Origin of the sequence: Enterobacter genomosp. S (genome assembly GCF_001631805.1) — a bacterium.
GTDB classification, from domain to species: domain Bacteria; phylum Pseudomonadota; class Gammaproteobacteria; order Enterobacterales; family Enterobacteriaceae; genus Enterobacter; species Enterobacter quasihormaechei.
The window spans coordinates 604,905-623,803 of record NZ_LVVA01000012.1 but is presented as its reverse complement, the minus strand read 5'-3'; the positions used below and the strand labels follow the sequence as shown (position 1 = coordinate 623,803).

The window sequence follows — 18,899 nt, the reverse complement described above, 5'->3', positions numbered from 1 at the left end:
TTCAGGCGATGTCCTTTAAACGTAATACAGTTTTACCGCTCTCGCCATACGCCGGCCGGCTGTTCATGATGTTAATTTTTCGTAAATTTATAGCGCGCTAACGACTTGCTAAAGTACAGGATAAACGCCAGACTATCGCCTCCATTTCGGGAGGGATTCATGGTCTTGCATTCCACGCGCTGGCTGGCGCTCAGCTATTTCACCTATTTCTTTAGCTACGGTATTTTTTTGCCTTTCTGGAGCGTCTGGCTCAAGGGAATTGGTCTGACGCCTGAAACCATCGGTATCCTGCTGGGCGCAGGGCTGGTGGCGCGTTTCCTCGGCAGCCTGCTGATTGCCCCCCGCGTCAGCGATCCCTCCTTACTGATTAAAGCGGTGCGCATTCTGGCCCTGCTGACGCTGGTCTTCGCGGCCTGTTTCTGGGTCAGTCACCAGTTTGCCTGGCTGATGGTGGTGATGGTTGGCTTTAACCTGTTTTTCTCCCCGCTGGTGCCGCTGACGGATGCGCTGGCGAACACCTGGCAAAAGCAGATCACCATGGACTATGGCCGCGTGCGCCTGTGGGGATCGATTGCCTTCGTCATCGGCTCTGCGCTGGTGGGCAAACTGGTCAGCCTCTACGATTACCGCGCGATCCTGGCATTGCTGAGTATCGGGATCGCCTCCATGCTTCTGGGGATGCTGCTGCGCCCGTCGGTGATGCCGCAAGGGGAAAGCCGCCATCAGGAAAGCGCGGGCTGGCCCGCCTGGCGAAGCCTTGTGGTGCAAAGCTGGCGTTTTCTGGCCTGCGTGTGCCTGCTTCAGGGCGCGCATGCGGCCTATTACGGCTTCAGCGCCATTTACTGGCAGGGGGCGGGATATTCCGCCTCCGCCGTCGGCTATTTATGGTCGCTTGGCGTAGTGGCTGAAGTGATTATCTTTGCGCTCAGCAAAAAACTGTTCGGCCGTTTCGGTGCGCGGGATTTGCTGCTGCTTTCCGCCGTCTGCGGCGTGGCGCGCTGGGGCATCATGGGCTGGACGACGGAGCTGCCGTGGCTGATTGTGGCGCAAATTCTGCACTGCGGAACCTTTACCGTGTGTCATCTGGCGGCGATGCGCTACATCGCGGCGCGAGAGGGCGGGGACGTTATTCGTCTCCAGGCGGTCTATTCAGCGGTGGCGATGGGGGGCAGTATCGCCGTGATGACCGTCTTCGCCGGTTTCCTCTATCAGCATCTCGGGCACGGGGTGTTCTGGGTGATGGCGCTGGTGGCCTTACCGGCCATCGTCATCCGCCCGAAGGTGGCTGCTCGCGCGTGACTATGATTCGAGCATAACGCGAATATGTTCCTGCTGCTGCGAGTTCAGGGTCTCTACGGCATGAATAAGCGGCGGCGAGAACAGCGGCAGGGCGGTTGGATAGGGAGTAATGACCAGCGCTGCCTCGCGAGGCGCTCCCTCTTTCTTAAACGCTTCCAGGCTGAGATATCGAATATTGAGCGGCAGCAGCGTCAGTTCGCGAAGCTGCTGCTCAATCAGTTCCTCACAGGCTTTATCTTCCCCCGTTAACAGCACCACCTGTTTTTCATGCAGATCGGTTTCCTGCATCAGCCAGGCACCAAAAATCACCGCCACCAAAGCCCTCTCTTCACCGGAGAATCGTAGGCCAAATTCGGCTTCCAGCTCAGACAGCGCCTCTTTGGTGGTGCGCAGCAGCCGGGGGTAAAGGCGGTGGATCTCTTCCGGCAGGCTGTTGTCGATGCCAATGTCAAATAAGGAGCGGTCCAGCGCCTGAGCCAGATGAACATAAAGCTGATCGGTCAGCCCTTGCTCATCGCTGAAGTTCATGCCGGTTTGCGCCCGGAAGCGGGCAATCATACGCACGATAGCGCGACGCAGGCGCTGATCCTGCTGATGTTTATCCAGCACCGGATCGGGTGTGCGGAGCATCATAAACAGCAGCGCCAGAAACAGCTGTTCATCGCCGTGTGTGCCCTGTGGAACGCGCCGTTTCCAGTGGCGGACAATTTCCTGCGCCGTAAAGTACTCCCCTCTCGACTGCGTCCAGTTGCGCTGAACGGGAGAAAACTGTGGCGTATTGCCCAGATGATGCTGAATCAGACAGTATTGCAGATAGAGCTGTAAGAACTGCACGTCGCGGGCCTCAAACTGGCGCTGAAGCTTGCGCGAACAAAAGCTGATAAGCGCCCGAAGATTCGCATCGTCATAAAGAGGACGGGCGATACCGTGCTGTTTAAGTGCCGTTTTTAAGGCCGGGGTAAACTGTTGCGAGACAAAATGCGGACACAGCCGGAGCGCCCTGCGCAGCCAGTGCAGCAGGCACAAGCGCTGGTTCAGGGCGGAACCCTCAATTTGGTAGCAGCCATCATGCTGCGTGACGATATCAAGCCGATGATAGCGCTGGATTTCATCGCGCGTCTCGGCTATATCTTGCCGTGCCAGGGCGTCGTCCACGCCGTTGGCAGCGATTATGCTCTGTGCGGTGACGGCAGCATCGGGCAGGTATAGCATCAAAAGCACCTGGCAGCGGCGCTGCGAACTGGAAAGCACAGATGGAATTTCAAGCGTCGTCATCATCATCTGTCGGGTATCCAGTGTGAATGTTTGATAAGAATAGCTAAAGGATGGGCGCTGAAAAGCGCGCCGGCAGGCCTTTCACTCAGGATTGCTGGCGAACATCACAGAATTTTTGACGTGAGGAACAGATGCAAATAGTTAAACAAAGCGCGGTAGCGTTATTTTTGGCGGTTTTCACTTTCGCCGCCGGCGCCCATCCTCACAGTTTTATCAGCCTGAAAACCGAGCTGGTGACGGACGGCACGCAGCTCAGCGGCCTGAAAATGCGCTGGACGATGGATGAAATCACCTCCGCCGATCTGCTGTACGATGCCGGAAACGCAAAGCCCGGCGACGAGATCTGGAAAAAGCTGGCGGCAGAAGTGATGGCCAACGTGCTGGGTCAGCACTACTTCACCGAGTTCTGGCATAACGGACAAAAGGTGAAGTTTCTTAATCGTCCCACGGAGTACGGCATGTCCCGCGACGGACATCAGGCGGTGCTGACGTTTATCCTTCCGCTGGCGCACCCTCAGCCGCTGGCAGGGCAGAAGTACACGTTCTCCACGTTTGATCCAACCTACTATGTCGATATGCATTACGCCCTGGACAGCGACGTGCAGCTGCCGGAAAAGTTGCAAGAAATCTGCAAAATTGCCGTGCACACGCCGACGCCCAGCGAAGAGACGCTGAATTTTGCCGTTTCCCTTGATAAAGAAGATGCGCCCCCAGAAGACATGGAATTAGGGAAACAGTTTGCGCAGGAGGTGACGTTGCAATGTCAGTGATCTCCTCTCCTGTCAGCAAGCCGCGTCGCTGGCTACACCTCTGGCCTCTGGCGCTCTTTTTACTGTTAGCCGTCTGCGGCGCGCTTTGGCTGTGGCAGGCCTGGCCGCAGGTGATGATGAAAAGCATTATCTGGCAGCGTGAAGTCAATCAGCAGATGAGCGGGCTGCTGAAGGCGGTGGCGGAGAACCCGACCAAAGCGGGCGGTTCTCTTCTGGCGTTCAGCTTTATCTACGGCGTGCTGCACGCGCTGGGGCCGGGGCACGGCAAAATCGTCATCACCACCTGGCTTGCCACCCATCCGTCGAAGCTGAAATCGAGCATTGGCCTGACGCTGGCGTCCTCTTTACTTCAGGGCATTGTGGCGATTGCGCTCGTCGTGATAGTCCTTTCGCTGTTGCAGCTGCCGGCCCGTCAGCTGCATATGAGCAGCTTCTGGCTGGAGAAGGGGAGTTACGCGCTGGTGGGCGTGCTGGGGCTGATCCTCTGCTGGCGGGCGCTGAAAAAGTTGCGCGCGTTGCTGCAAAAACCGAAATTCAAAGCCTTTACGCCGCATCACGTTCACCATGAAAATTGCGGGTGTGGGCATCAGCATCTGCCGACGCAGGCGCAATTACGGAGCGGCGACGACTGGCGCGCGCGCCTGATGATTGTGCTCTCTATGGGGATGCGCCCGTGCTCGGGAGCGATCATGGTGCTGTTGTTCAGCAAAGTGATTGGGGTATTTGGCTGGGGTATGCTCTCGGCGCTGGCGATGGCGGCGGGAACGTCCCTGACTATCTCTTCGTTAGCGTTGCTGGTGCACAGCTTCCGTCAGCTCGCGGTAAAACTGAGCGGCAATAAAACGCCGGTGCTGTGGCGACAGGTTGGCTGGACGACGCTTGCGCTGGCTGGCGGAGTGATTCTGCTGGTGGCGGCGGTCACGATGTGGATGAGCGCAGTGCCGGTGGGAAGGGGGCTGCGGCCTTTTTAGCCGTACCTGAGGGATTTGTAGGCCCGGTAAGCGTAGCGCCACCGGGCTTAACATGCTGAATTAACGCTTCAGCGCATCACTCAGTTCATCACGCATGTTTGCCAGCATGGCTTTAACGACGCGCGGGTTACCTGCAACGATGTTGCCGGTAGACATATAGTTATGGCCGCCGGTGAAGTCACATACGATGGCGCCTGCTTCACGTGCGATCAGCTCGCCCGCTGCAAAGTCCCACGGCTTCAGGGACAGCTCGAAGTAACCGTCAACGCGACCGGTCGCCACGTAGGCCAGATCCAGTGCAGCAGAACCGGTGCGACGGAAGTCCGCGCATTCGGTGAACAGTTTGCCCAGGATATTCATATAGGTGGTTGCGTGCTGCTTCGCCTTGAACGGGAAGCCGGTCGCCAGAATGGTGCCGTCCAGATCGCGTGCATTGCTGCAACGCAGACGATAGCCGTTCAGCTGCGCGCCCTGACCGCGGGTAGCGGTGAACAGTTCGTTACGCATTGGATCGTAGACAACGGCGACTTCAGTACGGCCTTTGATGCGTACTGCGATAGAAACTGAGAAGTGTGGCAGGCGTTTAACGAAGTTGGTGGTGCCATCCAGTGGATCGATAACCCATTGAACATCCTGATCGGTACCTTCATGTTCACCGCTTTCTTCGGTGATGATGGTGTGCTGCGGGTAAGATTTGCGGATCGTTTCGATAATAATCGCTTCTGCGGCTTTATCGACGTTCGTCACGAAATCATTGCTGCCTTTCTGGCTGGTTTCTACGGAGTCTGGGGTTTCGTAGTGTTTGGCAATTACATTACCCGCCTTGCGCGCTGCGCGCACGGCGATGGTCAGCATCGGATGCATCGGTCTCTCTCACTGGATGTTAAAGAACAGGAAAATCGGCGCAGAGTATAGCAGCGGGATCGGATTATGTCTCTCGTTTATGATAATATGCCCGAATATTCTTCAGACACTGAACCCAGACATCTAAAAATTATGCTGCAAAACATTCGAATCGTGCTGGTCGAAACATCGCACACCGGCAACATGGGCTCTGTGGCCCGCGCTATGAAAACCATGGGCTTAACGAACCTGTGGCTGGTTAATCCGCTGGTGAAACCAGACTCTCAGGCTATTGCCCTGGCGGCCGGCGCCAGCGACGTAATCGGTAATGCGCAGATCGTGGACACGCTGGATGAAGCCCTGGCCGGTTGCAGCCTGGTGGTGGGCACCAGTGCGCGCTCCCGTACGCTGCCGTGGCCGATGCTGGACCCGCGCGAATGCGGTCTGAAAAGCGTCTCAGAAGCGGAGCAAGCGCCGGTTGCACTGGTATTTGGCCGTGAACGCGTTGGCCTGACCAACGAGGAACTACAGAAGTGCCACTACCATGTGGCGATTGCCGCCAACCCGGAATACAGCTCCCTGAACCTGGCGATGGCGGTGCAGGTCATCGCCTACGAAGTGCGCATGGCATGGCTGGCGACGCAGGAGAAACAGGTCGAACCTAAAGAAGAGACGGCCTACCCGCTGGTGGACGACCTGGAGCGTTTCTACGGTCACCTCGAGCAGACGCTGCTCTCTACCGGCTTTATCCGTGAAGGCCACCCGGGCCAGGTAATGAACAAGCTGCGCCGTATGTTCACCCGCGCCCGCCCGGAAAGCCAGGAGCTGAACATCCTGCGCGGGATCCTGGCGTCGATTGAGCAGAAGAATAAAGAGTAGTGCCGGTTTGTTTTCTCCCTCTCCCTGTGGGAGAGGGCCGGGGTGAGGGCATCAGGCCGCACCTATATTATGAAGGCACAGAAGGTTAAATACCTGACTAAAACAGTCAAGTAAATAGTTGACCAATTTAGTCAGGAATGTCAGACTTGGCCCTGCTATGCAATACCCCCATTTTACAATAAAAAACCCCAAGCAGGGGCGAGTTTGAGGTTAAGTAAGACATGAGACTGACATCTAAAGGGCGTTATGCCGTGACCGCGATGCTGGACGTTGCGCTCAACTCCGAAGCGGGCCCGGTTCCGTTGGCTGATATTTCTGAACGACAAGGGATCTCCCTCTCTTACCTGGAACAGCTGTTCTCCAGACTGCGTAAAAATGGACTGGTGTCCAGCGTTCGTGGCCCGGGCGGCGGTTATCTGCTGGGTAAAGACGCGGGCAGTATTGCGGTTGGCGAAGTGATTAGCGCGGTGGATGAATCCGTTGACGCAACCCGTTGCCAGGGTAAAGGCGGCTGTCAGGGCGGCGATAAATGCCTGACCCACGCGCTGTGGCGCGATCTGAGCGACCGTCTGACCGGCTTCCTGAACAACATCACCCTCGGTGAACTGGTGAATAACCAGGAAGTTCTGGACGTTTCTGGTCGTCAGCACAGTCAGGATTCACAACGCAGCACCCGTTCGCAGGACGCCATTGACGTTAAACTGCGCGCGTAATTAAAAAGATAAGTATTCAGAATCAGGCCGGGGTGGTCACACCCCGCGTACTCGGTCGTACATCCAGCCGGTTGCCTGATTCCTTGCATTGAAGCGATGTACGGAGTTTATAGAGCAATGAAATTACCGATTTATCTCGACTACTCCGCAACCACGCCGGTGGACCCGCGTGTTGCCGAGAAAATGATGCAGTGTCTGACCCTGGACGGAAACTTTGGTAACCCAGCTTCCCGTTCACACCGTTTTGGCTGGCATGCTGAAGAGGCGGTAGATATCGCCCGTAATCAAATTGCTGACCTGGTTGGCGCCGACCCGCGTGAAATTGTTTTCACCTCCGGTGCGACCGAATCCGACAACCTGGCGATCAAAGGCGCGGCCAACTTCTATCAGAAAAAAGGCAAGCACATCATCACCAGCAAAACCGAACACAAAGCCGTGCTGGACACCTGCCGTCAGCTGGAGCGTGAAGGGTTCGAGGTGACTTACCTGGCGCCGCAGAGCAACGGGATCATCGACCTCAAAGAGCTCGAAGCGGCGATGCGTGACGACACCATTCTGGTTTCCATCATGCACGTTAACAACGAAATCGGCGTTGTGCAGGACATCGCGACCATCGGCGAAATGTGCCGTGCGCGCGGCATCATCTACCATGTGGATGCGACCCAGAGCGTGGGCAAACTGCCTATTGATCTGAGCCAGCTGAAGGTGGACCTGATGTCCTTCTCCGGCCACAAAATCTATGGCCCGAAAGGTATCGGCGCGCTGTACGTTCGTCGTAAGCCACGCATCCGCATCGAAGCACAGATGCACGGCGGCGGTCACGAGCGCGGCATGCGTTCCGGCACGCTGCCTGTTCACCAGATCGTGGGCATGGGCGAAGCGTACCGTATCGCGAAAGAAGAGATGGAAACCGAGATGGCACGCCTGCGTACGCTGCGTAACCGTCTGTGGGACGGCGTGAAAGATATGGAAGAAGTGTATCTGAACGGCGATCTCGAGCAGGGCGCGCCAAACATCCTCAACGTCAGCTTCAACTATGTTGAAGGTGAATCGCTGATCATGGCGCTGAAAGACCTGGCCGTTTCTTCCGGTTCTGCCTGTACGTCTGCAAGCCTCGAGCCATCCTACGTGCTGCGCGCGCTGGGCATGACTGACGAGCTGGCACACAGCTCTATCCGTTTCTCTTTAGGTCGTTTCACTACCGAAGAAGAGATTGACTACACCATCAAGCTGGTTCGTAACTCCATTGGCCGTCTGCGTGACCTTTCTCCACTGTGGGAAATGTTCAAGCAGGGCGTGGACCTGAACAGCATTGAATGGTCACATCACTAATCGGTACATAAGGAGAATTCAATCATGGCATACAGCGAAAAAGTTATCGATCATTACGAGAACCCGCGCAACGTTGGCTCTTTTGACAACAGCGACGACTCTGTCGGCAGCGGCATGGTTGGTGCGCCAGCATGTGGCGACGTGATGAAGTTGCAGATTAAAGTCAACAATGAAGGTATCATTGAAGACGCGCGCTTCAAGACCTACGGCTGCGGTTCTGCTATCGCCTCCAGCTCCCTGGTCACCGAGTGGGTGAAGGGCAAGTCTCTGGACGAAGCACAGGCAATCAAGAATACGGATATTGCTGAAGAACTCGAGCTGCCACCGGTGAAAATTCACTGTTCTATTCTGGCAGAAGACGCGATCAAAGCCGCCATTGCGGATTACAAAAGCAAACGTGAAGCAAAATAATTGAGGTTTGAGTATGTCGATTACCCTTAGCGACAGCGCTGCCGCGCGAGTAAGCTCTTTTCTGGCGAACCGTGGTAAAGGCTTTGGCCTGCGACTGGGCGTACGTACCTCCGGCTGTTCTGGTATGGCTTACGTACTGGAGTTTGTTGACGAGCCGGCGTCTGATGACACCGTGTTTGAAGACAAGGGCGTGAAGGTGGTGGTCGATGGCAAAAGCCTGCAATTTCTCAACGGCACTCAGCTGGACTTCGTAAAAGAAGGACTGAACGAAGGGTTCAAATTCACGAACCCGAACGTCAAAGACGAGTGTGGTTGCGGCGAAAGCTTCCACGTTTAACCGCGCGTCATCCGAAACCCCACCGTGGCTTTGCTGCGCGTGGGGTTTGTTCTAACAGGCTACCCCTGAGATTGTTATGGATTACTTCACTCTCTTCGGACTACCCGCTCAATACCCGATCGATCTTCAGGTACTGACAATCCGTTTCCAGGATCTACAGCGTCAGTACCATCCGGATAAATTCGCCAGCGGGACGCAGGCAGAGCAGCTGGCTGCGGTATCGCACTCCGCGACCATCAATCAGGCCTGGCAAACGCTGCGACATCCGCTGACGCGTGCCGAATATCTGCTTTCGCTCCACGGCTTCGATCTGGCGAGCGAACAGCATACCGTGCGCGACACCGCCTTTCTGATGGAACAGCTGGAGCTGCGCGAAGAGCTGGATGAGATTGAACAGGCCAAAGATGAAGCGCGTCTGGAACGTTTTATCACGCGCGTGAAGGGCATGTTCGATACCCGCCATCAGCAGATGGTGGAGCAACTGAACAACGAGACCTGGGACGTCGCGGCAGACACTGTGCGCAAACTCCGTTTTCTCGATAAACTGCGAAGCAGTGCTGAACAACTCGAAGAAAAGCTGCTCGATTTTTAATTTCGGAAGCAATTATGGCCTTATTACAAATTAGTGAGCCTGGCTTAAGCGCCGCACCGCACCAGCGTCGTCTGGCGGTCGGTATTGACCTGGGCACCACCAATTCCCTCGTGGCGACCGTGCGCAGCGGCCAGGCGGAAACGCTGGCTGACGAGCAGGGCCGCCATCTGCTGCCTTCCGTGGTCCACTATCAGCCGCAGGGGCATGCGGTTGGCTACGACGCCCGCGCCAACGCCGCGCGCGATCCGGCTAACACCATCAGTTCCGTAAAGCGCATGATGGGCCGCTCGCTGGCTGATATCCAGACCCGCTACCCGCACCTGCCGTATCAGCTTCAGGCCAGTGAAAACGGCCTGCCGATGATTGCCACGGCGGCCGGCCTGCTAAACCCAATTCGTGTTTCCGCTGACATCCTCAAAGCGCTGGCGGCGCGCGCGACGGCAACGCTTGGCGGCGATCTGGACGGCGTAGTGATCACCGTTCCGGCCTATTTTGACGACGCACAGCGTCAGGGCACCAAAGACGCCGCGCGTCTGGCTGGCCTGCACGTGCTGCGCCTGCTGAACGAACCGACGGCGGCGGCGATTGCCTACGGTCTTGACTCCGGTCAGGAAGGGGTGATTGCGGTCTACGATCTGGGCGGCGGCACCTTTGATATTTCTATCCTGCGCCTGAGTCGCGGGGTGTTCGAAGTGCTGGCGACCGGCGGGGATTCCGCGCTCGGCGGCGATGATTTCGACCATCTGCTGGCGGACTACATCCGCGAGCAGGCGGGCATCAGCGATCGCAGCGATGCGCGCGTTCAGCGCGAACTGCTGGATGCGGCCATCGACGCCAAAATTGCGCTGAGCGATGGGCAGTCGGTCATCGTAAATGTCGCCGGCTGGCAGGGTGAAATCACCCGCGATCGGTTCAACGAGCTGATTGCGCCTCTGGTTAAACGCACCCTGCTGGCCTGCCGTCGCGCATTGAAGGATGCGGGCGTGGAGGCTGACGAGGTGCTGGAAGTGGTGATGGTAGGCGGTTCAACGCGCGTGCCGCTGGTGCGCGAGCGCGTGGGCGAATTCTTTGGCCGTACGCCGCTGACCTCCATCGACCCGGACAAAGTGGTTGCCGTAGGCGCTGCTATCCAGGCCGATATTCTGGTTGGCAACAAGCCGGACAGCGAAATGCTGCTGCTGGACGTCATCCCGCTGTCTCTCGGTTTAGAAACCATGGGCGGCCTGGTGGAGAAAGTGATCCCGCGTAACACCACCATTCCGGTGGCGCGCGCGCAGGAGTTCACCACCTTCAAAGACGGCCAGACCGCGATGTCCATCCACGTGATGCAGGGCGAGCGCGAACTGGTGCAGGACTGCCGCTCTCTGGCGCGCTTTGCGCTGCGCGGCATCCCGGCGCTGCCGGCGGGCGGGGCGCATATTCGCGTGACCTTCCAGGTAGATGCGGATGGCCTGCTGAGCGTGACGGCGATGGAAAAATCCACCGGCGTGGAATCATCCATCCAGGTGAAGCCGTCCTACGGCCTGACCGATGGCGAAATCGCCTCCATGATCCAGGATTCAATGAGCTACGCCGAGCAGGATGTGAAGGCGCGTATGCTGGCTGAACAGAAAGTTGAAGCCGCACGCGTGCTGGAAAGCCTGAACGGGGCGCTCGCTGCCGATGCCGCGCTGTTAAGCGCCGCCGAGCGCCAGGTGATTGACGAGGCTGCCGCGCGCTTACGCGCAGTCGCCGAAGGCAATGACGCTGACGCAATAGAAGAAGCCATTAAAAACGTTGATAAACAAACCCAGGACTTCGCCGCTCGCCGCATGGACAAATCTGTCCGCGTCGCGCTGAAAGGCCAGTCCGTGGACGAGGTTTAATATGCCAAAGATTGTTATTTTGCCTCATGCGGACCTCTGTCCGGATGGCGCTGTTCTGGAAGCGAAGACCGGTGAAACCATTCTCGATGTTGCCCTGCGTGCAGGTATCGAAGTGGAACACGCCTGTGAAAAATCCTGTGCCTGCACCACCTGCCACTGCATCGTGCGTGAAGGTTTCGACTCTCTCGCCGAGAGCACCGAAGACGAAGACGACATGCTGGATAAAGCATGGGGTCTGGAGCCAGACAGCCGCCTGAGCTGCCAGGCCGCGGTGACCGATGAAGATCTGGTCGTAGAGTTCCCGCGCTACACCATCAACCACGCACGCGAGCACTAATATGGGACTGAAGTGGACAGACAGCCGTGAAATCGGCGAAGCGCTTTACGACGCGAACCCGGATCTCGATCCGAAGACCGTACGATTCACCGACATGCACCAGTGGATCTGCGATTTAGAGGATTTCGACGACGATCCTAACGCATCCAATGAAAAAATTCTGGAGGCGATTCTGTTAGTCTGGTTAGATGAAGCAGAATAAATAACAAAACGGGCTGCCTTCAGGCGGCCCGTTTGCTAGTTGCTAATAAGGATAAATAAAATGACCGAAGCGATGAAGATTACGCTCGCCACACAGCCTGCTGACGCACGCTGGGGCGAAAAAGCCACCTACAGCATCAACAACGACGGTATTACCCTGCACCTGACGGGCAAAGATGATTTGGGTCTGATCCAGCGCGCCGCGCGTAAAATTGACGGCCTGGGCATTAAGCATGTGTCGCTGGAAGGTGAAGGCTGGGATACTGACCGCAGTTGGGCGTTCTGGGCGGGATACAAAGGCCCGAAAGGCACCCGTAAAATTGAATGGGCGAACCTCGATGAAGCCGGTCAGAAAGAACTGGAAAGCCGCCTGAAAATTATCGACTGGGTGCGCGATACCATTAACGCCCCGGCGGAAGAGCTTGGCCCTGAGCAGCTGGCGCAGCGCGCCGTTGACCTGCTGTCCGGCGTGGCGGGGGATAACATGTCCTACCGCATCACCAAGGGCGAAGATCTGCGCGAGCAGAACTACATGGGCATCCACACCGTGGGCCGTGGTTCTGAGCGTCCTCCGGTCCTGCTGGCGCTGGATTACAACCCAACCGGCAATAAAGAAGCGCCGGTCTTTGCCTGCCTGGTCGGGAAAGGCATTACCTTCGACACCGGCGGCTACAGCCTGAAGCAGAGCGCCTTCATGGACTCCATGAAGTCCGACATGGGCGGCGCGGCAACCATCACCGGCGCGCTGGCGTTCGCCATCACACGTGGTCTGAACAAGCGTGTCAAGCTGTACCTGTGCTGCGCGGATAACATGGTGAGCGGTAACGCCTTCAAGCTGGGCGACATCATTCGCTACCGCAACGGTAAAAATGTCGAAGTGATGAACACCGACGCCGAAGGCCGTCTGGTGCTGGCCGATGGCCTGATCGACGCCTCCGCCCAGAAGCCAGAGCTCATTATCGACATGGCGACCCTGACCGGCGCGGCGAAAACGGCCCTGGGTAACGACTACCATGCGCTGTTCAGCTTCGACGACAAGCTGGCCGCTCGCCTGCTGGCAAGCGCCGCGGCGGAAAACGAGCCGTTCTGGCGTCTGCCGCTGGCCGAGTTCCATCGCAGCCAGCTGCCGTCTAACTTTGCCGAGCTGAATAACACCGCGAGCGCGGCATACCCGGCGGGTGCAAGCACCGCAGCGGGCTTCCTGTCTCACTTCGTTGAGAACTATCATGAAGGCTGGCTGCACATCGACTGCTCTGCAACCTACCGTAAAGCGGCGGTTGAACAGTGGTCTGCGGGTGCGACCGGTCTGGGCGTGCGTACCGTGGCGAACCTGCTGACGGCTGAGTGATCTTTTTTGCCGGGTGGCGCTGCGCTTGCACGGGCCAACGGTTTTGTAGGCCGGGTAAGCAAAGCGCCACCCGGCGTATTTTTGAAGTAGCGAAACTATGTCAGATACTAAAAACGAATTAGAAACCCTGCTGGAGCAGGCGGCGACCGAGCCCGCCCACCGTCCGGCCTTTTTCCGCACGCTGCTGGAATCTACCGTCTGGGTGCCGGGAACGGCGGCAGAAGGGGAGCAGGTGGTGGAAGACAGCGCGCTGGATCTTCTGCACTGGGAGAAAGATGACGGCACCTCGGTGATCCCGTTCTTTACCTCGCTGGAAGCCTTGCAGAAAGCGGTAGAAGACGAACAGGCGTTCGTGGTGATGCCTGTTCGCACGCTGTTCGAAATGACGCTGGGGCAGACGCTTTTCCTCAACGCCAAACTGCCAACAGGGAAAGAGTTCACCCCGCGCGAAATCAGCCACCTGATTGGGGAGGAGGGCAACCCGCTCAGCACCCAGGAGGTGCTGGAAGGGGGAGAAACGCTGCTGCTCTCTGAAGTGGCCGAGCCGCCCGCGCAGATGATTGACTCCCTGACCACGCTGTTTAGTACCATCAAGCCGGTGAAACGCGCTTTCCTCTGCTCCATCAAAGAGGGAGCTGATGAACAGCCCGTGCTGCTGATTGGTATTGAAGCGGACGGCGATATTGAAGACATCATTCAGGCGGCGGGAAGCGTAGCGACCGACACGCTGCCGGGCGATGAACCGATCGATATCTGTCAGGTGAAGAAGGGCGAGAAGGGGATCAGCCACTTTATTACCGAGCACATCACCCCGTTCTACGAGCGTCGCTGGGGCGGCTTCCTGCGCGATCTTAAAACCAACCGCATTATTTAATTACGGCGGGGTGAGCCTCACCCCGTTGCCTCCAGCAACAGTAAATCCATCAGCAGCACCAGATTCGACTCAAACGACGTCACGCCCGCGGCTTCGGCAGCGAAGTGCACCGCCTCGTCATACAGCGCGAAATGCAGATCCGCCATGCCCGCCAGCGTATTGGCGGAGGCTCGGGTAAAGGCGACGACCGTCATGCCGACGTTTTTGGCTATCCGCGCTTTATCCAGAACCTGCTCCGTTTCGCCGCTGCGGGAGACGGCAATAAACACCTGATAACGCGCGGCGTTACTGAGAAAAATATTCCGGCTGTCCCCCGGCCCGGAGATGAACGCCGTTTTGCCCAGCACCTGCAACTTCTTGGTCAGGTACTCGGCAAAAAGATACGAAAACCCGGCGCCGTAGAGAAAGAAGCTCTCTTTCTGGCGCAGCAGGCTGGCAAACTGCTGGCGTTTGGCCTGGGTGACCCACTGAAAGGTGTGCTGATAGTTGGCAATAAACTGAGCGAACAGCGCCGGTAATTCCGCATGCTGCTCAGGCTGCACGGTGATGTGCGGCGTGTCTGAAAGCAGCTGCTTGCAGTGCCAGATAAATTCGCTAAAGCCGCTAAACCCCAGCTTCTGACACAGACGCATAATCGTCGCGGTGGAGACAAATGTCGCCAGCGCCAGCTCGCGCACGGTGATGTTGCCCACCAGCAGCGGATGCTCCGTGAGGTGGGCGAGGACGCGATACTCCGCGCGGGTCAGCGAGGACCCGCGCGTTAACAGCGTTGCCAGGCGGTTATCCATTATTTCGCCGGTTCAACCGGCAGATCGTCCCGCGCGCCCCATTCGCTCCAGGCACCGTCGTAGAGCGTAACGTCGTTGACGCCGAGAGTGGCGAGCGCCAGGATCACCACGCAGGCCGTCACGCCGGAGCCGCAGCTGGCAATAATCGGACGATGCAGATCCACGCCCTGACGTTCAAAAACGGCTCGCAATTCATCGGTGGTTTTCAGCTCGCCTTCAAACACCAGATCGCCCCACGGCACGTTCAGCGCACCCGGAATATGGCCTCGCCTCAGCGCCGGACGTGGTTCATCCGCTTCAGCGTTAAAGCGGGGTGCAGGACGCGCATCGACGATTTGCGCCGTCTTTTCGTGGCTGACGACCAGCACGTCGGTCAGACGCTTCACCACGTGTGCGTCAAACGACGCGTCGAAATCGCCTTCCGGCAGCGTGACGTCACCCTGCTGGAGCGGCAGATCATCGCGTTTCCAGCCCGCAAGCCCACCCGCCAGAATTGACACTTTTTCCACGCCGAAGTTTTTCAGCATCCACCACGCGCGCGGCGCGGAGAACAGATTGCCTTCATCGTAAACAACCAGATGTTTGTCTTTGCTGATGCCCAGCTCGCGCATTGCCACGGAAAACGCTTCCGGACGCGGCAGCATGTGCGGCAGGGGAGAGGTGTGATCGGAAAGTGCTTCGATATCAAAAAATACCGCGCCTGGCAGATGCCCTGCGCGGTACTCACCGGGAACGTCACGATGCTCTTGCCCCGGAGGGGCCATGCGCGCATCAATAATCTGAACTTCCGGGTCGTCACCGTGCTCAATCAGCCAGTCGGCAGCGACAAAATATGAGGTGGACATGGTTGCCTCCATTCTTTTCCGTAAAAAAGGATTGTCGGTGTTTTTTCTGACACCGACAAGCTAACCACGTTCAACTCGCGAGCAAGCCCCTATTTTTTCACCGCTTCGCCGTCCTGCCAGGCTTTTTGCAGTGCAGGCCAGTAGTCGCGGTTGGCTTCGATCATCTCATCCAGGATCGCTTTCGCGTGTTCCATGGTCGGCACGGTGCGGTTCAGGGTGAATGCCTGCAACGCTTTCTCATAGCTGCCTTCAATGGTTGCCTCAACCAGCAGTTGTTCAGAGGCCAGTTGCTGCTGTAAAAGCGTCTGGTGGAACAGCGGAACCTTACCCACGCGGACGGGCTCTGGTCCTTCGGAGGTAATATAGGCAGGTACTTCCACCACCGCATCATAAGGCAGGTTGGTAATCGCCCCGCGGTTTTCGACCATCACCAGATGACGCTGGCGCAGGTTGAACGCCAGCGAGCAGGCGACATCGACGATAAACTCACCGTGGACACCTACATGGAAAGCATCCGGTAAAATTCCGGTGCGCTGGTACTCTTCGGCGGCGGCGAACAGCTTTTTCTCACGCCCGTTCATCACTTCATTGGCCCGGGTATAGTCGGGGTTCTGATACTCCACAATCTGGTTCGGCATCAGGTAATACTGTAGATACGGGTTCGGCAGATACTCCGGGAAGTTATCCATTATCGGCTTGATGTTGCGCCAGGTTTTCACCCACGACGGATCCGAGTGCTGCGGGTCGGTTTTTGCGGCATCTTCCGTCAGCAGGCCAAACTTCGCGATATGTTTACGCAGCTCCGGTAATTTGTCCTCGCCGTCCACCAGCACGCGGGTAAACCAGCCGAAGTGGTTGAGACCAAAATAGTCCACCTCCAGCCTGCGACGATCCACGCCCAGAATGGCTCCCATATTACGCATCGCCGCGACCGGCATATCGCAGATATTCAGCACCCGTGCGTTGGGGCGCAGGCGACGCACGCCCTCCGCAACAATCGCCGCCGGGTTGGAGTAGTTCACGATCCACGCTTTCTCATGTGCGTAGCGTTCCACTCGATCGATCAGCTCGACCATCGGCAGGATAGTGCGCAGGCCATACGCCAGCCCTCCTGGGCCGCAGGTTTCCTGGCCGACCACGCCGTGGCGCAGCGGAATTTTTTCATCCTGCTCGCGCATTTTGTACTGTCCGACGCGCATCTGGGCAAAAACAAAGTGCGCGCCGCTGAAGGCCACTTCCGGGTCGCTGGTGACGGTGAATTTGATGCTCTGGCTGTGGTCGCGAATGACCTTCTCCACCACGGGCGCAATGGTCTTCTGACGCGCCTCGTCGATGTCGTACAGGCGGATCTCTGCCAGAGGGAAATCGTCCAGGCGTACCATCAGGCTTTTCACAATACCTGGCGTGTAGGTGCTGCCGCCGCCGGCAATCGACAGAATAAAGGGGGGTGTAAACATTTTTAGCTCCTTTCAGAGAAACGTCTCAACGGCTTCTCGCATTTTTTTGACATGCAGCCCGTAGACCACCTGAACGTTGTTACCTTGTTTGATAATCCCTTTCGCGCCGGTCGCTTTCAGGCGCGGTTCGTCGATGATATCGACGTCCTTCACCGTGACGCGTAACCGGGTGTAGCAGTTATCAACGACTTCAATATTTTCCCGGCCGCCCAGACCCACCACGATGGATTCGCCCAGCCCGTCGTTATTCCCTTTCGCCTGGTATTCCTGCTTGCTGTAGAGACGCGTCTCCCGATCCTCATCTTCACGGCCCGGCGTTTTCATGTTGAAACGCAGGATCAGGAAGCGGAACACCACGAAGTAGAGGGCAAACATGATCAGCCCCACCACGATGTACATTGGCCAGTTGGACTTCTCCGTACCGAGCGGCAGGTTGTAGAGGATGAAATCGATAATTCCGTTGGCGCCGATAGCGTGGACGCCAAACAGCGAGAACAGCATCATGCCGATGCCGGTCAGCACCGCATGCACCACGAACAGCAGCGGGGCGACAAACAGGAAGGAGAATTCAATCGGCTCGGTTACGCCGACCAGCAGCGAGGTCAGCGCCGCCGGGATCAGAATGGCCTTGGCAATCGCCTTACGCTCTGGCTTCGCGGTCATGTACATCGCCAGTGCGGCGGCGGGCAGGCCAAACATCTTGCTGATGCCGCGCGCATCCCACACCACGGTGCTGCTGAGCTGTTTGACGTCCGGGCAGGCCATCTCGGCGAAGTAGATATTGCGCGCGCCCTGGTAAGCCGTGCCGCACACCTCCTGCGTGCCGCCCAGTTCGGTATAAAGGAACGGCGTATAGACCAGATGATGCAGGCCTGTCGGTACAAGAATGCGCTCAAGGAAACCGTAGATCGCCACCCCGAACGGACCAGAGCCTTTAATAGCCAGCGCCAGGGCGCTAATCCCATGCTGCGCGTACGGCCAGAGTTCGCTCATGACCACGCCGAGCAGCATAGAGACGGGCAGCATGACAATCGCCACAAAGCAGTGGCCGGAGTAAATCGCCATCGCGCCGTTAAACTGTACGCCGGAATATTTGTTGTACAGATAACCGGAGAGCGCCCCGGTCAGGATCCCGGCGAAAACGCCCATCTCCAGCACCTGGACGCCCAGCACCATGCTTTGTCCGGCGGCTTTCATCTGCTCAGCCGGAGCCAGTTCATCCTGAAGCTGTAGCGTCACGTTCATCGCGTTAATGAATACGATAAAGGTCACCAGCCCAATCAGCGCCGCGTAGCCTTTGTCTCGCGTTGCCAGTCCTATAGGGATCCCGACAGCAAACACCAGCGCCAGGTTGACCAGCACCGATACGGCAGATTTGGCGATCAGCTGCCCGACATTCTGGATCAGCGGATGGCCGAGAAGCGGCAGGTACTCGGCCAGATTGCCGTTACCCAGTACATTGCCAAAGGCGATAAACAGGCCGACGATGGGTAAGATAAGTACAGGTCCATAAAGTGATTTTCCGAAATTTTGTAGGGCGTTCACGGCTCGTTTCATGGCTTTCTCTCTTATTGAACCGCGCACTCGGGGTGCGTCATGGGCATAAAACTAGCAGGCTCAGCGCGAGTTTATCCAGCTATCTTCTTGTTTTAAAAACAAATGACGTGAAAGGTAACATGTTACGTTACGCCGTGTGATCGCGCTTCCAACCCGTTAGATCAGCGAGATGCAATTCTGCGAGGCGCTTTCCAGATTATAAAAT

General features: G+C 57.4%; 20 protein-coding genes. 14 read left to right on the top strand and 6 right to left on the bottom strand.

Features of this window, described 5'->3' with window-relative positions; genetic code table 11:
* Window positions 1-159 precede the first annotated feature (159 nt).
* Window positions 160-1,299, top strand: coding sequence for a 3-phenylpropionate MFS transporter (locus tag A3466_RS10515; protein ID WP_063450528.1), 1,140 nt, complete (start codon window positions 160-162; stop codon window positions 1,297-1,299).
* Here the strand turns inward: A3466_RS10515 and csiE are convergent, their stop codons facing one another.
* Window positions 1,300-2,577, bottom strand: coding sequence for a stationary phase inducible protein CsiE (csiE, locus tag A3466_RS10510; RefSeq protein WP_063450563.1), 1,278 nt, complete (start codon window positions 2,575-2,577; stop codon window positions 1,300-1,302).
* Window positions 2,578-2,705: 128 nt separating this feature from the next.
* On the opposite strand from csiE, the gene A3466_RS10505 reads away from it, so the two are divergent.
* Together A3466_RS10505 and A3466_RS10500 are read left to right on the top strand one after the other, a co-directional pair.
* Window positions 2,706-3,344, top strand: a complete 639-nt coding sequence (locus A3466_RS10505) for a DUF1007 family protein (protein WP_063450527.1) — start codon at window positions 2,706-2,708, stop codon at window positions 3,342-3,344.
* Window positions 3,335-4,315 (top strand): nickel/cobalt transporter, encoded by a 981-nt coding sequence (locus tag A3466_RS10500; RefSeq protein WP_063450526.1) that lies wholly within the window; start codon window positions 3,335-3,337, stop codon window positions 4,313-4,315. The genes A3466_RS10505 and A3466_RS10500 overlap by 10 nt, the downstream gene beginning before the upstream one ends.
* Window positions 4,316-4,375: 60 nt before the next feature.
* Here the strand turns inward: A3466_RS10500 and suhB are convergent, their stop codons facing one another.
* Complete coding sequence (gene suhB, locus A3466_RS10495; RefSeq protein ID WP_003860668.1) at window positions 4,376-5,179, bottom strand: inositol-1-monophosphatase; 804 nt, start codon at window positions 5,177-5,179, stop codon at window positions 4,376-4,378.
* A 132-nt stretch (window positions 5,180-5,311) separates the two neighbouring features.
* Between suhB and trmJ the strand changes: the two genes are divergently transcribed.
* The 11 genes from trmJ (at window position 5,312) to sseB (ending at window position 14,047) form a co-directional block, all read left to right on the top strand.
* The gene (trmJ, locus tag A3466_RS10490) at window positions 5,312-6,037 is read left to right on the top strand and encodes a tRNA (cytosine(32)/uridine(32)-2'-O)-methyltransferase TrmJ (protein WP_063450562.1); all 726 of its coding nucleotides are present in this window, start codon (window positions 5,312-5,314) and stop codon (window positions 6,035-6,037) included.
* A 221-nt stretch (window positions 6,038-6,258) separates the two neighbouring features.
* Window positions 6,259-6,750, top strand: coding sequence for a Fe-S cluster assembly transcriptional regulator IscR (iscR, locus tag A3466_RS10485; RefSeq protein WP_022649018.1), 492 nt, complete (start codon window positions 6,259-6,261; stop codon window positions 6,748-6,750).
* Between the two features lie 117 nt (window positions 6,751-6,867).
* Window positions 6,868-8,082 carry a cysteine desulfurase gene (iscS, locus tag A3466_RS10480; protein ID WP_003860663.1) on the top strand — a complete coding sequence of 405 codons (1,215 nt, stop codon included), beginning with the start codon at window positions 6,868-6,870 and terminating at the stop codon, window positions 8,080-8,082.
* Window positions 8,083-8,106: 24 nt separating this feature from the next.
* Window positions 8,107-8,493 carry a Fe-S cluster assembly scaffold IscU gene (iscU, locus tag A3466_RS10475; RefSeq protein ID WP_015703172.1) on the top strand — a complete coding sequence of 129 codons (387 nt, stop codon included), beginning with the start codon at window positions 8,107-8,109 and terminating at the stop codon, window positions 8,491-8,493.
* A 13-nt stretch (window positions 8,494-8,506) separates the two neighbouring features.
* Window positions 8,507-8,830, top strand: coding sequence for an iron-sulfur cluster assembly protein IscA (gene iscA, locus A3466_RS10470; protein ID WP_003860659.1), 324 nt, complete (start codon window positions 8,507-8,509; stop codon window positions 8,828-8,830).
* 76 nt (window positions 8,831-8,906) lie between these two features.
* Window positions 8,907-9,422 carry a co-chaperone HscB gene (gene hscB / locus A3466_RS10465; RefSeq protein ID WP_063450525.1) on the top strand — a complete coding sequence of 172 codons (516 nt, stop codon included), beginning with the start codon at window positions 8,907-8,909 and terminating at the stop codon, window positions 9,420-9,422.
* 14 nt (window positions 9,423-9,436) lie between these two features.
* Window positions 9,437-11,287 carry a Fe-S protein assembly chaperone HscA gene (hscA, locus tag A3466_RS10460; protein ID WP_063450524.1) on the top strand — a complete coding sequence of 617 codons (1,851 nt, stop codon included), beginning with the start codon at window positions 9,437-9,439 and terminating at the stop codon, window positions 11,285-11,287.
* A 1-nt stretch (window position 11,288) separates the two neighbouring features.
* The gene (gene fdx / locus A3466_RS10455; RefSeq protein WP_003860652.1) at window positions 11,289-11,624 is read left to right on the top strand and encodes an ISC system 2Fe-2S type ferredoxin; all 336 of its coding nucleotides are present in this window, start codon (window positions 11,289-11,291) and stop codon (window positions 11,622-11,624) included.
* A gap of 1 nt (window position 11,625) precedes the next feature.
* Complete coding sequence (gene iscX, locus A3466_RS10450) at window positions 11,626-11,826, top strand: Fe-S cluster assembly protein IscX (protein WP_003860650.1); 201 nt, start codon at window positions 11,626-11,628, stop codon at window positions 11,824-11,826.
* A 60-nt stretch (window positions 11,827-11,886) separates the two neighbouring features.
* Window positions 11,887-13,173, top strand: coding sequence for an aminopeptidase PepB (gene pepB, locus A3466_RS10445; protein WP_063450523.1), 1,287 nt, complete (start codon window positions 11,887-11,889; stop codon window positions 13,171-13,173).
* 97 nt (window positions 13,174-13,270) lie between these two features.
* Entirely contained in the window at window positions 13,271-14,047 is a 777-nt protein-coding gene (gene sseB, locus A3466_RS10440) for an enhanced serine sensitivity protein SseB (protein ID WP_063450522.1), read from the top strand.
* A 17-nt stretch (window positions 14,048-14,064) separates the two neighbouring features.
* On the opposite strand, the gene A3466_RS10435 is transcribed toward sseB, so the two are convergent.
* The 4 genes from A3466_RS10435 to A3466_RS10420 form a co-directional block, all read right to left on the bottom strand.
* Window positions 14,065-14,835 (bottom strand): MurR/RpiR family transcriptional regulator, encoded by a 771-nt coding sequence (locus tag A3466_RS10435; protein WP_063450521.1) that lies wholly within the window; start codon window positions 14,833-14,835, stop codon window positions 14,065-14,067.
* Window positions 14,835-15,680 carry a 3-mercaptopyruvate sulfurtransferase gene (gene sseA, locus A3466_RS10430; protein WP_063450520.1) on the bottom strand — a complete coding sequence of 282 codons (846 nt, stop codon included), beginning with the start codon at window positions 15,678-15,680 and terminating at the stop codon, window positions 14,835-14,837. Before sseA ends, A3466_RS10435 begins: the two co-directional genes overlap by 1 nt.
* A gap of 89 nt (window positions 15,681-15,769) precedes the next feature.
* Window positions 15,770-17,137, bottom strand: coding sequence for a 6-phospho-alpha-glucosidase (locus A3466_RS10425; protein WP_063450519.1), 1,368 nt, complete (start codon window positions 17,135-17,137; stop codon window positions 15,770-15,772).
* 12 nt (window positions 17,138-17,149) lie between these two features.
* Window positions 17,150-18,694 (bottom strand): PTS transporter subunit EIIC, encoded by a 1,545-nt coding sequence (locus A3466_RS10420; RefSeq protein ID WP_063450518.1) that lies wholly within the window; start codon window positions 18,692-18,694, stop codon window positions 17,150-17,152.
* Between the last annotated feature and the right edge of the window lie 205 nt (window positions 18,695-18,899).

Excerpts from the sequence above, each read along its gene's own strand:
- A3466_RS10515 (WP_063450528.1), top strand. The coding sequence starts at position 160 with ATGGTCTTGCATTCCACGCGCTGGCTGGCGCTCAGCTATTTCACCTAT.
- csiE (WP_063450563.1), bottom strand. The coding sequence starts at position 2,577 with ATGATGACGACGCTTGAAATTCCATCTGTGCTTTCCAGTTCGCAGCGC.
- A3466_RS10505 (WP_063450527.1), top strand. The coding sequence starts at position 2,706 with ATGCAAATAGTTAAACAAAGCGCGGTAGCGTTATTTTTGGCGGTTTTC.
- A3466_RS10500 (WP_063450526.1), top strand. The coding sequence starts at position 3,335 with ATGTCAGTGATCTCCTCTCCTGTCAGCAAGCCGCGTCGCTGGCTACAC.
- suhB (WP_003860668.1), bottom strand. The coding sequence starts at position 5,179 with ATGCATCCGATGCTGACCATCGCCGTGCGCGCAGCGCGCAAGGCGGGT.
- trmJ (WP_063450562.1), top strand. The coding sequence starts at position 5,312 with ATGCTGCAAAACATTCGAATCGTGCTGGTCGAAACATCGCACACCGGC.
- iscR (WP_022649018.1), top strand. The coding sequence starts at position 6,259 with ATGAGACTGACATCTAAAGGGCGTTATGCCGTGACCGCGATGCTGGAC.
- iscS (WP_003860663.1), top strand. The coding sequence starts at position 6,868 with ATGAAATTACCGATTTATCTCGACTACTCCGCAACCACGCCGGTGGAC.
- iscU (WP_015703172.1), top strand. The coding sequence starts at position 8,107 with ATGGCATACAGCGAAAAAGTTATCGATCATTACGAGAACCCGCGCAAC.
- iscA (WP_003860659.1), top strand. The coding sequence starts at position 8,507 with ATGTCGATTACCCTTAGCGACAGCGCTGCCGCGCGAGTAAGCTCTTTT.
- hscB (WP_063450525.1), top strand. The coding sequence starts at position 8,907 with ATGGATTACTTCACTCTCTTCGGACTACCCGCTCAATACCCGATCGAT.
- hscA (WP_063450524.1), top strand. The coding sequence starts at position 9,437 with ATGGCCTTATTACAAATTAGTGAGCCTGGCTTAAGCGCCGCACCGCAC.
- fdx (WP_003860652.1), top strand. The coding sequence starts at position 11,289 with ATGCCAAAGATTGTTATTTTGCCTCATGCGGACCTCTGTCCGGATGGC.
- iscX (WP_003860650.1), top strand. The coding sequence starts at position 11,626 with ATGGGACTGAAGTGGACAGACAGCCGTGAAATCGGCGAAGCGCTTTAC.
- pepB (WP_063450523.1), top strand. The coding sequence starts at position 11,887 with ATGACCGAAGCGATGAAGATTACGCTCGCCACACAGCCTGCTGACGCA.
- sseB (WP_063450522.1), top strand. The coding sequence starts at position 13,271 with ATGTCAGATACTAAAAACGAATTAGAAACCCTGCTGGAGCAGGCGGCG.
- A3466_RS10435 (WP_063450521.1), bottom strand. The coding sequence starts at position 14,835 with ATGGATAACCGCCTGGCAACGCTGTTAACGCGCGGGTCCTCGCTGACC.
- sseA (WP_063450520.1), bottom strand. The coding sequence starts at position 15,680 with ATGTCCACCTCATATTTTGTCGCTGCCGACTGGCTGATTGAGCACGGT.
- A3466_RS10425 (WP_063450519.1), bottom strand. The coding sequence starts at position 17,137 with ATGTTTACACCCCCCTTTATTCTGTCGATTGCCGGCGGCGGCAGCACC.
- A3466_RS10420 (WP_063450518.1), bottom strand. The coding sequence starts at position 18,694 with ATGAAACGAGCCGTGAACGCCCTACAAAATTTCGGAAAATCACTTTAT.